The organism is Sphingomonas sp. (genome assembly GCF_050725575.1).
Classification (GTDB): domain Bacteria; phylum Pseudomonadota; class Alphaproteobacteria; order Sphingomonadales; family Sphingomonadaceae; genus Sphingomonas.
On record NZ_JBOHHW010000015.1, the window covers coordinates 1 to 12,890 of the forward strand.

Here is a 12,890-nt window from a genome sequence, read left to right on the forward strand (position 1 = left end):
GGCAAACAGTTCCTGCGGGTCACGACCAGCCAGAAGCTGGTCCAAAACGTCCTTGTCGATTGCCATATCGATGGTCCTTTCTCTTCCATCTATATGACCTCACGCACAAAATTCCTGACAGTCCCCCATGCGAGTAAACACCAGAGGAGCGCCAGTCTTGAGAATGTCCTGCATACCCTTGAAAGGGTTCTTGTTACCGAGAATCTGACCCATCATCGCGATCGACATGTCGAACTGATGGGACATGGCGGCGCCCAGTGGCGCAAGCTCCGGGTCGGTGCTGATCACGACGACCGGTTCGCCGAGTGGCGCGCCACTCTTCTGCATACCCCCATAATACGCGATCCCTTGGCGCCCTCTGATCGTCACGACGCCTCCCTTTACCAGCTGGAATTCCAGCGCATCCTTGCCTTTGTCCTCGGGCATGTTCGGCATCATCTTTTTCATCTGTTCGGCCATCACCGAAGCCATGTCCTCGACGCGCATGACCGCCGGGCCGTTGAAACTGGCCTGAACTACATAGTCATGACCCTCACGCGTGATGAAATAGCTGTTCGGGTTGGTTGTTGCCGCTCGAACATCGCTGTTCGAGGCGACTTCGATCTTCATGGACATGGCATTGTTAGGGGCCATGTAGTTCGCGGTGATGTCCGCAAATGCCGGAGCGCCAAGGGGCAACAACGAGATAATGCACAATCGTAGCGCGAACTTCATGATCAACCTCTTTTCGAGCCGAGGCCGCTATATGAGCTGATCCACAAATGTCGGCAATCGAGCTCGCCCCGATCTGGCTGGGCATTGGCAACTGGGTCGCTGCCAACCAACGGCTTTGCTGAGTCCACGACCGAATGGAAGCGGGCGCCGCGCCCCGAGTGAGCTCGGCCGTATCTTATTCGGTCGTATCTTATGGTGTCGGGGGCGTTGTATCCGGCACCTTGGCTTCGGAACCGGCAACCGGCGGGGCTGCCGGCAATGGGGCAGATTCAGGCACGGCCGGTGCCGGTACGGTGGGCACGGCGGTTGCGCCGGGTGCGCCGGGTGTGCTCCCCACCTCCGGCGCAGGCGCGGCGACTGGCGCGATCTGCGGGGCCGACAGGCGATGCCCGGGCCAGCTCGGGCCGTGCAGGCGATCGATTTCCGCCTTGCGCTTGCGCAGATAATCATCGCGCGTCGCGGCATAGGGGTCGGTGGCGGTGTGGAGCACGGTCAGCTTGTCGTCGAATGCCACACGGTAATCCAGCGCACTGAGCGTGTTGACCGGAAGGGTATAATAGAGCTTGTTGAACGGCGTCCCGATGGTCACCGGCATAATGAGCCGGTCGATCGAGATCCCGAAAAGGTCACGCACCGTGGTCGGCCCGATCAGCGGCAGGAACAGATAAGGGCCCGGCTTCACGCCGTAATAGCCCAGCGTATTGGCCAGGCTGTTCGGGCGATGCGGCAGTTTGAAGGGGCGGCGCTTGGCGATATCGATCGTTCCGGCGAGCCCGACCGTGGAATTGATCGCGAAACGGCCCAGCGTCTCGGCCGCTTTTCCCGGCTTCAGCTGCAGCAGATAGTTCAGGAACACGATCGGTTCCTGAACATGATCGAGGAAATTGTGGATGCCGTCGCGCACCGGCTTGGGAAGCCCCTTTTTATAGCCCTTGGCGATCGGGGCCACCAGGGCGCGGTCCACTGCCTGCACCGCCTTGTAGGATTCGACATTGACGCGTTCGGCCGGATCGCCGGGAGAGCGGCGCCGCGCCGAAACAAGGATGTCGTCATCGACCAGGCCGCCGCCGGACACTTGCTGCGCCGCCGGATCCACCGCCGGCACCGCCGCGTCGGGTGTTGCCGGGGTTTGGACCGCCGTTGCGGGCGCCACCGGCGCCACAGGCGAAACCCCTGGCGGGGCGCCGGGCGTTGTTGGTGCGGGGACCGGAGCCGGCGCGGGTGATTCCGGCGTTGTGGCCGGGGCCTGCTGACCGCTCGCCGCCTGGACCACGACGGGGGGGAGCGGCACTTCGACAGCGGACAAGGGTAAATTTGCGAACAGCACCACCGCGCCGAATACAGGAACCATTATTTCTTTATCTCCTGCCGCCGACCGGCACACCGTGCTCCCTGCGCACGATTCGTTTGCGCGAATCTGCCCGCGCGCGACTCAGATATTCGTCGCGCGCCAATGATCAATACTCTAACTTGTAATAAATAGGCCAATCGGCGTTTGGCGAAGGCGAAATCGACCGCGCTGCCGCGGTCGCCTGGAGTCTTTCCGGTTTAGACTGTGCCAGCCCGCCGCGAAGCGGTCGCCCGACCATTGCGGTGATTGGCTTTGGACCCTAGTGATCCGCTATCTGTAAGGGAGATGGTAATGGACTCGCTGGTGACGACCGAATGGCTCGCGAACGAACTGGGCGCGAACGACCTGCGTATCGTCGACGCCACTTATGTACTGGCCGGTGACAAGCGCGATCCGGCCGCCGAATATGAAGCGGCGCATATCCCCGGCGCCGTGTTCATGGACCTGGCCGAGCTGGCCGACACCAATACCGACCTGCCCTCGATGCTGCCGCCGCCGGAGAAATTCGCCAGCCGCATGCAGTCGCTCGGCCTGGGCGATGGCAGCCGTGTCGTGCTCTACGACGATTCGCCTTATCACACCGCCGCGCGCGCCTGGTTCATGCTCCGCACCTTCGGCGCGCATGACGTCGCGATCCTCGATGGCGGCCTGGCCAAGTGGAAGGCCGAAGGCCGCGACACGGCAAGCGGCAAGGAACAGCTGCGCCACCGTCACTTCACTGTCTGGGCCGACGACAAGGGCGTGCGCAATCTCGCCCAGATGAAAGCCAATCTCGAAAGCGGCGCGGAGCAGGTGCTCGATGCGCGCTCGGCAGCACGCTTCTCGGGTGCGGAGCCGGATCCGCGTCCGGCGACTCATGCCGGCCATATCCCGGGATCGAAGAACCTCCCGCAGGGCGAGCTGTTCAATGCTGACGGCACCTACAAGCAGGGCGACGATCTTAAGGTTGCGTTCGAAGGCGCCGGGATCGACCTCGCCAAGCCCTTGGTCACCACCTGCGGCTCGGGCATCACTGCCTCGGTCCTCGCCTTCGGTGCGCACCTGCTCGGCAATGAAGCGGCGGTCTATGACGGCAGCTGGTCCGAATGGGGCGCCGACAGCTCGACCCCCAAAGCGACGGGCAACCAGTGAGCTCAAACGCGTGACGGACGACACCGGCCGCCCGAAGGATGACGCGACCCGCGTCGTTTCCGCCGGGCGGCGCAAGGAATGGACCGGCGGGATCGTCAACCCGCCGGTGTGGCGCGCCTCGACCATCCTGTATGATTCGGTCGCGGAATTGCGCGCGCGCGTATCGGACACGCATCACAAATTATTCTACGGCCGGCGCGGCACACCGACGCAATGGGCGCTGGCCGATGCGCTGACCGAGCTGGAGCCGGGCGCGGAGGGCACTTTCCTCTATTGCTCGGGCGTCGCGGCGCTGGCCGCCGCCTTGCTCTCGGTCCTGTCGCCGGGCGACGAATTGCTGCTGGTCGACACTGCCTATGACCCGACCCGGTCGATGGCGAATGGCCTGCTCAAGCGCATGGGCATCACCACGCGCTTCTACGACCCGATGATCGGCGCCGGCATCGCCGACCTGATCGGCGAGCGCACCCGAGCCATCCTGATGGAAAGCCCGGGCAGCCTGACCTTCGAGGTACAGGACATCCCCGCGATCGTCGCCGTGGCGAAGGCGCGCGGCGTGACCACCATACTCGACAATACCTGGGCCACGCCGCTGCTGTTCCCCGCAATAGCGCACGGCATCGACCTGACCATGCTGGCCTGCACCAAATATGTCGTCGGCCATTCCGATGTGATGCTTGGATCGGTCACCGCCGCGCCGGGGCATTTCGCGAAACTGCGCGACACCAGCCTGCAGCTCGGCCAGGTGGCGAGTCCCGATGATTGCTGGCTCGGCTCGCGCGGACTTCGCACCATGGCAGTGCGGCTGAAACAGCATGAGGCCAGCGCGCTGACCATTGCCCGTTGGCTGCAGCAGCAGCCCGAGGTCGCCGCTGTGCTTCACCCTGCCCTGCCCGGCTGCCCCGGCCATGAATTCTTCCTGCGCGACTTCAAGGGCGCCTCGGGCCTGTTCTCCTTTGTGCTCCAGGGGGGCGATGAAGCGGCCCGCGCCGCGCTGATCGACGGGCTGGAGCATTTCGGTATCGGCTATAGCTGGGGCGGGTTCGAAAGCCTCGCGCTGCCGGTCGATCCGGTGCGCTATCGCAGCGTGACCAGGCGAGACGATGCAGGGCCGATCGTCCGGCTGCAGATCGGGCTGGAGCATGTCGACGACCTGATCGACGACCTGTCCGCCGGTCTCGCGCGCTTCCGGGCGGCTGTGTCGAGCCGCTAATCACTGTTGCAGCGCGGCAACACAATATTGCCGGATTGTTGCTGCTCTGTCGATTTATGTTGTGCTGCAGCAAATTCTAGCCGATTTCAGGGTACCGATCGGGGAAGCGGCGCGGGGAGGATCCAATCCTTTCGACAGATGCGCTACCCGGCGGACGCAGGTGTGGAACCAGATCTTAATTGAAAGGGTATCCATGCGCCGTATTTCCATGATCAGCCTCAGTGCGCTGATGTTCGCCAGCGCCGCTCCGGCGTTCGCCGAAACCGCCCCGGGCGCCACGACTGCGGCGCCGGAACCTGCTACAACCACCGACGCCGTAACAACGGTCGTCGATGATACCGCGCCCGTCGCAACACAAGATGCCGTGCCCGCCGAAGCTGCGGCGCCCGCATCGCCCTTCACCATTTCCGCCAATGCGACGTTGGTCAGCGACTATCGCTTCCGCGGCTTCTCGCAGACCGGCGAGAATGCGGCGATCCAGGGCACGATCAACCTGAACCACGAAAGCGGCTTCTATATCGGCACGTTCGGGTCAAGCGTCGGCTTTGCCGGTCATACCGAAGTCGATCTCTATGGCGGCTATACCAAGACGATCGGCGGCATCACGCTCGACGGCGGCCTGCTCTATTATCTCTATCCGAAGAAGGGCAATGCCGACACCGACTTCTTCGAACCCTATATCAATGTCAGCGGCACGGTCGGACCGGTCACGGCAAAGGTCGGCGCGAATTTCGCTTGGGGCGGCCAGTCCGCGCTGAACGACTATTCGGCTGTCTATCTGCACGGCGATCTGACCGCGGCCATCCCCAAAACCCCGTTCGGCCTCGCCGCGCATATCGGCTATGCCAAGAGCGACGCCTTTCCCGGCGGCATTGACGGCGACGTGATCGATTATTCGATCGGCGCGACCGCGACCTATAAATCGCTGACTTTCGGCGTCACATACGTCAACACCGACGAGACCAATTCGACCTTTGGCGGCCTGTTCACCGGCGGCTACAAGAACGCCATCGGTGCCGACGGCGCGGTGGTGTTCAGCCTGACCGCGGCGATGCCGGCGGCCGGATCGGACACCTCCGCCCCCTCGTCGATCAAGATCACCGGCGGCGCGACCCTGGTCAGCGACTATCGTTTCCGCGGCTTCACGCAGAATAACGAGAATGCGGCGATCCAGGGCACGATCAACCTGACGCATGACAGCGGCTTCTATGTCGGCACCTGGGCCTCGAGCGTGGGCTTTGCCGGCAATACCGAAGTCGATCTCTATGGCGGCTATTCGAAGACCATCAATGGCATCACGCTCGACGGCGGCCTGCTCTATTATCTCTATCCCAAGCACGGCAATGCCGACACCGACTATTTCGAGCCCTATGTGAATGTCAGCGGCACGCTCGGCCCGGTCACCGCGAAGGTCGGCGCGAACTATGCCTGGGGCGGCCAGGCCGCGCTGGGCGACTATTCGAGCATCTACTTCCATGGCGACCTGACCGCCGCGATCCCGAAGACGCCGTTCAGCCTGACTGGCCATCTCGGCTATGCCAAGAGCGACAGTTTCCTGGGCGGCGTGACCGGCGACGTGTTCGACTATTCGGTCGGCGCGACGGCGACCTGGAAAGCGCTGACCTTCGGCGTTTCCTACGTCAACACCGACGAGACCAATTTCCTCAACGCCAAGGAACTGCTCGGCGCGGACGGCGCGGTGATCTTCTCGATCGGCGCGTCCTTCTGATCCCGTCCTTCTGACACTTGGCCTCCCCTTTCGCGATCGCCGCCGGCGGTCCGCGGAAGGGGAAGCGATCTGCTGATCAGTCCAGCCATGCAGATAAGAGCGCCATCCTAAGTATCTGATATATTGAAATATTATACTCGACCTCGTCGTGGAGGGCGGCCTGAGATACGGCACATATGGTGTCCCATATCTCAAGCTTCGCGCCGGCGAGGCAGCCCGAAAAAACATGCGACACATGGTGTCCCATATCTCCAAACTCTCGCCGAAGCGGCCGCTCGAAATATCGGACATCCGGTGTCCCATATCTCTCGCCGCTCTTCCGCCCCAGCCCCGTCTCAGCCCCGTCTCAGCCCCGCCCAGTGCTGTCGGCCCGGCGATTCAACCATCATAGCGGATCACGCATACCGGCCTTGCCGGACTGATCCCGGCACGCTCTTTCTCAGTGTCGACAACAGCATGGCTACAGCGCCACCAGCGCAATGGCCCTGCGCATGACCCGGGCCGCCTTGCGAGCATGAGCTCGCGGCTCCCGCCAATCGGCGTGCCTGGTCCGCGCGCGACTCGACAGGGCTCGACGCAACGCGTCGAGCCCGCCTTTCAACAGTCCGTAAAAATCAGCGACGCGTTACGGCGTCGGCGTGGTCGTCCGTGCGTCCTGCCCGTCGCCTTCCGGTGCGGCGACGATGTCGCGCGTCGTGCCGCCCTTGTCGACCACTGCGGTGCCGGGATCGCCGACATCGGAGCGGATGCCCGGTGCCGCCGAATCGCCACCCGCCGCATCAACCGTCGCGCTTTCAGAGGCGCTGCGTGCCGCAGAGCCGCCGAACAGCGCGTCAAGCGCCTGGGCATTGGGATTGGCATTGGAGGTCGGTGCGGTGCCCGGCGCCGGCGGGACCAGCGAGAAATCGGGCGGAATCACCAGCGGCGCCTGGCGCGCGACGGCGAATTCGTCGGGGCGGGCGCGGTTGACCCCGGTCGTACCGCATCCGGCCAGCATACCCACCAGGCCCAGCCCGGTTGCGATCGACGCCATCTTACGCATTCAAATTCTCCACTGGAGCACGTTCCGCGCCCGTGTCCTGACCGTTCTTGGGTTTGTCGCGTACCAGAAGCGCGCGCACAAGCAAGACAAGCACCCCTATCGTAATCGCCGCATCGGCGACATTGAAGACCAAAAAGGGTCGCCACTCACCGAAATGCAGATCGGCGAAATCGACGACATAGCCCAGACGGACCCGGTCGAGGATATTGCCGATCGCGCCGCCAAGCACAAAGCCGAGCGCAATCTGATCCTGGCGGTTCTTTTCGCGCGTCATCCACACCAGCACGCCGATCGCGATCGCGGCGGTCAGGGCGACCAGGCCCCAGCGCATCATGGCGCCATCGGCCTGGAACAGGCCAAGCGAGACGCCGAAATTGGGCACGAAGCGCAGATCGAAGAAGGACGTAATCTCGCGCACCGCGCCGAGATGGTCGATGCCAAGCGGCCCGGTCATGATAAATTTGGCGAGCTGATCGACCAGCAGCACGACGGCCGCGGTGATGAGCCCGGCAGGGCGGAGCGATTTCATGCGGGCACAACCTCTGCACAACGGGCGCACAGCGTACCATCTTCCGTCACTTCGGGAAGATGGCGCCAGCAGCGGCCGCATTTATGGAAATCGGTCGGCGTCACCGATACGGTGTCGGCCTGCGTCACTTTCGCCACGATGAACGCCTCGGCCAGCGCGTCGAGCGACATCGCCGACTTCGGCACCGTCACTTCGGCCTCAAGGCTGGAGCGGACCTGCTTGTCGCGGCGCAGCGGCTCGATCGCTTCGGTCACCTGGACGCGCAGCGCGCGCATATCATTCCATTTGGTCGATATCGCATCGTCGCCGGGCAGCGCGGGCAGCACCGGCCAGTCGAGAAAGTGAACCGACCCATCCTCGCTCGGATAGCGCGACTGCCACACTTCCTCAGCCGTGAAGCACAGGATCGGCGCGGCGTAGCGCACCAGTGCGTGGAACAATATGTCGAGTACAGTGCGATAGGCACGCCGCTTCACATCGTCCGGCGCATCGCAATAGAGCGAGTCCTTGCGGATATCGAAGAAGAAGGCCGATAGGTCTTCCGCCGCGAAATCGGTCAACAGGCGCAGATAGCGGTTGAACTCGAAATTCGCCGTCGCCGCCTTCAGCTCGATATCGAGCTTGCCGAGCAGGTGCAGGATGTAGAGCTCGAGCTCGGGCATCTTGCCGACGTCGAGCTTCTCGGCATCGCTGAAGCCGTCAAGCGCGCCGAGCAGATAGCGGAAGGTGTTGCGCAGCTTGCGATAGGCGTCGCTGGTCGTGCCGAGCACTTCCTTGCCGATGCGGACGTCCTCGAAATAATCCGTCTGCGCGACCCACATGCGCAGGATATCGGCGCCCGATTCCTGGATGATCTTGAGCGGGTCCACGACATTGCCGAGGCTCTTCGACATTTTCCGGCCCTGCCCGTCGAGTGCGAAGCCATGCGTCAGCACCGCGTCATAGGGCGCGCGGCCACGCGTCCCCGCGCTTTCGAGCAGCGACGACTGAAACCAGCCGCGATGCTGGTCCGAGCCTTCGAGATACAGGTTCGCACGCGTGCCCTCGCCGTAGCGCGCCTCGATCACGAACGCATGGGTCGATCCGGAATCGAACCACACATCGAGGATGTCGGTGATCACCTCATAATCGGCGGCGGCATATTTCTCACCGAGCAGCACCTGATGGTCGGCGTCGAACCACGCATCCGCGCCGCCCGCCTTGAACGCATCGACGATGCGCGCATTGACCGCCGGGTCATTGAGATACTGCCCGGTCTTGCGATCGACATAGAGCGCGATCGGCACGCCCCAGGCGCGCTGGCGGCTGATCACCCAGTCGGGGCGCTGCTCGACCATCGCGCGGATACGGTTCTGCGACCGCGCCGGCACCCAGCGCGTGCGTTCGATCGCATCGAGCGCGACCTCGCGCAGTGTCGGGCCATTGCCGACGCCGTGCCCGACCACCGGCTCGAAGCCGGCCAGCGCACCGAAAGCGGGGATCTCGATCGGCTGGACATGCGCGCCCGGCACCGCGGCCTCGGCCGGCGTCAGCGACGGCGCGGTCGGCTGGTCCATCGGAATGAACCATTGCGGCGTGGCGCGGAAGATCACCTTCGCCTTGGAGCGCCAGCTATGCGGATAACTGTGCGCGAAATCGTCGCTCGCCGATAGCAATGCGCCGGCCGCGCGCAGGTCGGTGCAGATCGGCCCGTCCGACGCGACGAATTTCTTGTTGATGACGCTCCCCTGCCCGCCCAGCCACAGCCAGTCGGCGCGGTACATGCCGGCGCCATCGACCGCGAACACCGGATCGATGCCATGCGCTTTGCACAGCAGGAAATCGTCCTCGCCATGATCCGGCGCCATATGCACCAGACCGGTACCGGCATCAGTGGTGACGAAATCGCCGGGCAGGAACGGGCGCGGTTTGGCGAAGAAGCCGCCAAGGGCGTGCATCGGGTGACGGGCGACTGCGCCGGCTAGGTCGGAGCCAGGAAAAGGGTCGCTGACATTCGGTTGAAGCACAAAGCCGCAACGCCGCATGAATTCATCCAGCAGAGTCTCAGCGACTACAAATCTTCTGACTGCAGCACCCTTGTCCAGGTCATCCTGAGTCATCGCCTGCACAACGACGTACTCGATCTCAGGCCCATAGCTCAGCGCCTGGTTGACCGGGATCGTCCAAGGCGTGGTCGTCCAGATCACCGCATGCGCGCCGACCAGTTCGGGGGCGTTCGGCGCTTCCGTGATCTCGAACGCCACGTCGATCTGAGTCGACACGACATCCTCATATTCGACCTCGGCCTCGGCCAGCGCGGTCTTTTCGACCGGCGACCACATCACCGGCTTGGCGCCGCGATAGAGCTGGCCGCTTTCGGCGAACTTCAACAGCTCGCCGACGATCGCTGCCTCGGCGTCGAACTTCATGGTCAGATACGGATCTTCCCAGTCGCCCATCACGCCGAGCCGCTCGAACTGCGCGCGCTGCACTGCGACCCATTTCTCGGCATAGGCGCGGCATTCGGCGCGGAACTGCGCGACCGGCACCTGGTCCTTGTCGAGCTTCTTGGCGCGATACGCTTCCTCGACCTTCCATTCGATCGGCAGGCCGTGGCAATCCCAGCCGGGCACGTACGGCGCGTCCTTGCCGAGCAGGGACTGGCTGCGGACGATGATGTCCTTCAGCACCTTGTTCATCGCATGGCCCATATGGATGTCGCCATTGGCGTAGGGCGGGCCGTCATGCAGGATGAAACGCTCGCGCCCGGCGCGCTGTTCGCGCAGGCGGTCGTACAGGCCGAGCTTCTCCCACCGCTCGAGAATTGCCGGTTCCCTGGCGGCAAGGCCCGCCTTCATCGGAAAGTCGGTCTTCGGCAGGAAGACGGTGTCGCGATAGTCGCGTGCGGTGTCGGAAGGCGTGTCGGTCATGAGTTTCGGGGCTTTAGACGAGAGCGATGGGACTTGGAAAGCAGTTCCCCGCGGGCGGGGAACTAGGAGAGAATAATTCGCGCCCGCGCGCAATCCGCCGCCATCTGCGTGGTCAGCGCGTCGAGTGAGTCGAACTTCGCCTCGGGCCGCAGATACTCGATCAGCTCGACCTCGATGCATTGCCCGTACAGATCGCCGGAAAAGTCGAAGAAATAGGGTTCGAGCAATTCCTTGGGCGGGTCGAAGGTCGGGCGAATGCCGAGATTCGCCGCGCCGTTCAGCACACGCCCGTCGGGCAAATGCCCACGCACCGCATAGATGCCGTAAGCGGGGCGCAGATAATTGCCCATATCGACATTCGCGGTCGGGTAACCGATCGTGCGGCCAAGCTTGTCGCCATGCTGGACATTGCCCTGGATCGCGAATGGCCGGGTCAGCAATTTCGCTGCACCACGCGGGTCGCCCGCGACGAGCAGCTCGCGGATCCGGCTCGACGAGACGGTCTCGCCGTCTTGCGCCACCGCGCCGACCGTTTCGACCGCAAAGCCGTCGCGCCGGCCGAATTCGGCCAGCACGCGCACATCGCCGCCCTTGTTCTTGCCGAAGGTGAAATCCTCGCCGGTCACCACGCCGCTGACCCCGATATTGCGGCACAGCCGCTCGGTGACGAACTGCTCCGCAGTCAACGCAGCGAGCGTCGCATCGAAATGGAACACGATCATCGCGTCGGCGCCCGCCTCGCCGAACAGCCGCTCGCGCTGGTCGAGCGTGGTCAGGCGAAAGGGCGGTGCGTCGGGGCGGAAATGGCGTACCGGATGTGGATCGAAGGTCGCGACCAGCGCCGGCACGCCGCGCGCCTTCGCCATGGCGACCGCAGCCCCCACCACCGCCTGGTGACCGCGATGAAATCCGTCGAAATTGCCGAGCGCGACGATGCCGCCACGGAGTTCGGGCGGGATGGTTGCGCTGCCGTCCAGCCGCTGCATGACGCGGGCTATAGGGGGGACGAGGGAGCGGCGAAAGCCCCTCTCTAAAACCCCTCTCCCCTTGTGGGAGAGGGAGATTAGGATTCAGGGTTGCGGCACGATCCCCGCACGCAGCACACGAAGCACATTGCCGCCCATCACCTTGCCCACATCCTCCGGTGTGAAGCCCTGATCCAGCAACGCCTGAGTTACCGCGGCGAGCTGGCTCACATCGAACCCGGTGGTCACCGCGCCATCGAAATCCGACCCCAGCCCGACATGGTCGACCCCGACCACATCCCGGACATGCGCAATCGCCAATGCCACCTGCTTCGGATTGGTGCCGCAGATCGCCGCGTCCCAATAGCCGATGCCGATCACGCCGCCCGTTGCCGCAATACCCTTGATCTCCGCGTCGGTCAGGTTGCGGTTGACGTTGCAGGTCGCTTGCACCCCGCCATGGCTCGACACCACCGGGCGCTTGGCGAGCTTGAGGATCTCGGCCACCGTCTCATGACTGGCGTGCGCGACATCGACGATCATGCCGAGCTTTTCCATCCGCGCGATCACCTGGCGGCCGAGCGGAGTCAGCCCGCCCTTCTTCTCGCCATGCATCGACCCCGCGACGTCATTGTCGAAGAAATGCGCCATGCCCGCCATGCGGAAGCCCGCACCATACAGGATGTCGAGATTGCCGATCTTGCCTTCCAGGTCCTGCAGCCCCTCGATCGAGAGCATCCCGCCGACCATTTTCGCACCGCCCGCCCGCGCGGCGAGCAGCGCGTCGAGATCGGCCGCGGTACGGATCACGTGCAACTGGCCGTTCGAGGCGGCGGCATAGCGGTTGAGCTTGGTCGCATGCCAGAGCGAGCGCTGCAGCAGCGAATTCCACGTCCGGAGCGGCTGCAGATCGGCGATCACCAGTGAGGTGATATTGTCGGTCGCGGCGGAATTGGCGTCGTAATTCTGCCCCTTGGGCGTCTTGGTCACCGAGGAGAAGACCTGCAGCGCAACATTGCCCTCGACCAGCCGCGGCAGATCGACCTGCCCGCGCGCTGACCGCGTCAGCAGGCTGCGCTTCCACAGCAAGGTATCGGCATGCATGTCCGCGACCTGCAGTCGGGCATGCAATGCGCGCGCCGCCGGGCTGATCTTCAGCGCGACCGGCTCGACCTTGTTCATCGATTTCTCGACCAGGCCGGGGGCAAAGACGAAAAAGGCGATTGCGCCGAGAACGATCAGGGCGAGAATGCCCCATAGCCATTTCTTCATCGCCGCCTCCCCTGATGGGCTCCCGCAAAGGCGGG

10 protein-coding genes are annotated in these 12,890 nt (G+C 63.9%); 3 read left to right on the forward strand and 7 right to left on the reverse strand.

The window, feature by feature from the left end:
• Nucleotides 1-99: 99 nt before the first annotated feature.
• Together ACRECS_RS12205 and ACRECS_RS12210 are read right to left on the reverse strand one after the other, a co-directional pair.
• Nucleotides 100-714: a hypothetical protein gene (locus tag ACRECS_RS12205; RefSeq protein WP_431583234.1), complete on the reverse strand. Its 615-nt coding sequence runs from the start codon at nt 712-714 to the stop codon at nt 100-102.
• Between the two features lie 190 nt (nt 715-904).
• Nucleotides 905-2,065 carry an MlaA family lipoprotein gene (locus ACRECS_RS12210; RefSeq protein ID WP_431583235.1) on the reverse strand — a complete coding sequence of 387 codons (1,161 nt, stop codon included), beginning with the start codon at nt 2,063-2,065 and terminating at the stop codon, nt 905-907.
• Nucleotides 2,066-2,356: 291 nt separating this feature from the next.
• On the opposite strand from ACRECS_RS12210, the gene sseA reads away from it, so the two are divergent.
• From sseA to ACRECS_RS12225, 3 genes are all read left to right on the forward strand, one after another.
• Nucleotides 2,357-3,196: a 3-mercaptopyruvate sulfurtransferase gene (gene sseA / locus ACRECS_RS12215; protein WP_431583236.1), complete on the forward strand. Its 840-nt coding sequence runs from the start codon at nt 2,357-2,359 to the stop codon at nt 3,194-3,196.
• A 10-nt stretch (nt 3,197-3,206) separates the two neighbouring features.
• Complete coding sequence (gene metC, locus ACRECS_RS12220) at nt 3,207-4,409, forward strand: cystathionine beta-lyase (RefSeq protein ID WP_431583237.1); 1,203 nt, start codon at nt 3,207-3,209, stop codon at nt 4,407-4,409.
• A gap of 193 nt (nt 4,410-4,602) precedes the next feature.
• Nucleotides 4,603-6,138 carry a TorF family putative porin gene (locus ACRECS_RS12225; RefSeq protein ID WP_431583238.1) on the forward strand — a complete coding sequence of 512 codons (1,536 nt, stop codon included), beginning with the start codon at nt 4,603-4,605 and terminating at the stop codon, nt 6,136-6,138.
• A gap of 625 nt (nt 6,139-6,763) precedes the next feature.
• Here the strand turns inward: ACRECS_RS12225 and ACRECS_RS12230 are convergent.
• The 5 genes from ACRECS_RS12230 to ACRECS_RS12250 all read right to left on the reverse strand — a co-directional run bounded on the left by ACRECS_RS12230 (nt 6,764) and on the right by ACRECS_RS12250 (nt 12,855).
• Nucleotides 6,764-7,180, reverse strand: coding sequence for a DUF3035 domain-containing protein (locus ACRECS_RS12230; protein WP_431583239.1), 417 nt, complete (start codon nt 7,178-7,180; stop codon nt 6,764-6,766).
• A complete protein-coding gene (gene lspA, locus ACRECS_RS12235; protein ID WP_431583240.1) occupies nt 7,173-7,709 on the reverse strand; it encodes a signal peptidase II in 537 nt (178 codons plus the stop codon). Before lspA ends, ACRECS_RS12230 begins: the two co-directional genes overlap by 8 nt.
• Nucleotides 7,706-10,618, reverse strand: a complete 2,913-nt coding sequence (gene ileS, locus ACRECS_RS12240) for an isoleucine--tRNA ligase (protein ID WP_431583241.1) — start codon at nt 10,616-10,618, stop codon at nt 7,706-7,708. Before ileS ends, lspA begins: the two co-directional genes overlap by 4 nt.
• 62 nt (nt 10,619-10,680) lie before the next feature.
• Nucleotides 10,681-11,604, reverse strand: a complete 924-nt coding sequence (locus ACRECS_RS12245) for a bifunctional riboflavin kinase/FAD synthetase (protein ID WP_431583242.1) — start codon at nt 11,602-11,604, stop codon at nt 10,681-10,683.
• Nucleotides 11,605-11,688: 84 nt separating this feature from the next.
• Nucleotides 11,689-12,855 carry a dipeptidase gene (locus ACRECS_RS12250; protein WP_431583243.1) on the reverse strand — a complete coding sequence of 389 codons (1,167 nt, stop codon included), beginning with the start codon at nt 12,853-12,855 and terminating at the stop codon, nt 11,689-11,691.
• Nucleotides 12,856-12,890: the final 35 nt, after the last annotated feature.

Bases quoted from the DNA above. Each gene is read 5' to 3' on its own strand.
- ACRECS_RS12205 (WP_431583234.1), bottom strand. From the start codon at position 714: ATGAAGTTCGCGCTACGATTGTGCATTATCTCGTTGTTGCCCCTTGGC.
- ACRECS_RS12210 (WP_431583235.1), bottom strand. From the start codon at position 2,065: ATGGTTCCTGTATTCGGCGCGGTGGTGCTGTTCGCAAATTTACCCTTG.
- sseA (WP_431583236.1), top strand. From the start codon at position 2,357: ATGGACTCGCTGGTGACGACCGAATGGCTCGCGAACGAACTGGGCGCG.
- ACRECS_RS12225 (WP_431583238.1), top strand. From the start codon at position 4,603: ATGCGCCGTATTTCCATGATCAGCCTCAGTGCGCTGATGTTCGCCAGC.
- ACRECS_RS12230 (WP_431583239.1), bottom strand. From the start codon at position 7,180: ATGCGTAAGATGGCGTCGATCGCAACCGGGCTGGGCCTGGTGGGTATG.
- lspA (WP_431583240.1), bottom strand. From the start codon at position 7,709: ATGAAATCGCTCCGCCCTGCCGGGCTCATCACCGCGGCCGTCGTGCTG.
- ileS (WP_431583241.1), bottom strand. From the start codon at position 10,618: ATGACCGACACGCCTTCCGACACCGCACGCGACTATCGCGACACCGTC.
- ACRECS_RS12245 (WP_431583242.1), bottom strand. From the start codon at position 11,604: ATGCAGCGGCTGGACGGCAGCGCAACCATCCCGCCCGAACTCCGTGGC.
- ACRECS_RS12250 (WP_431583243.1), bottom strand. From the start codon at position 12,855: ATGAAGAAATGGCTATGGGGCATTCTCGCCCTGATCGTTCTCGGCGCA.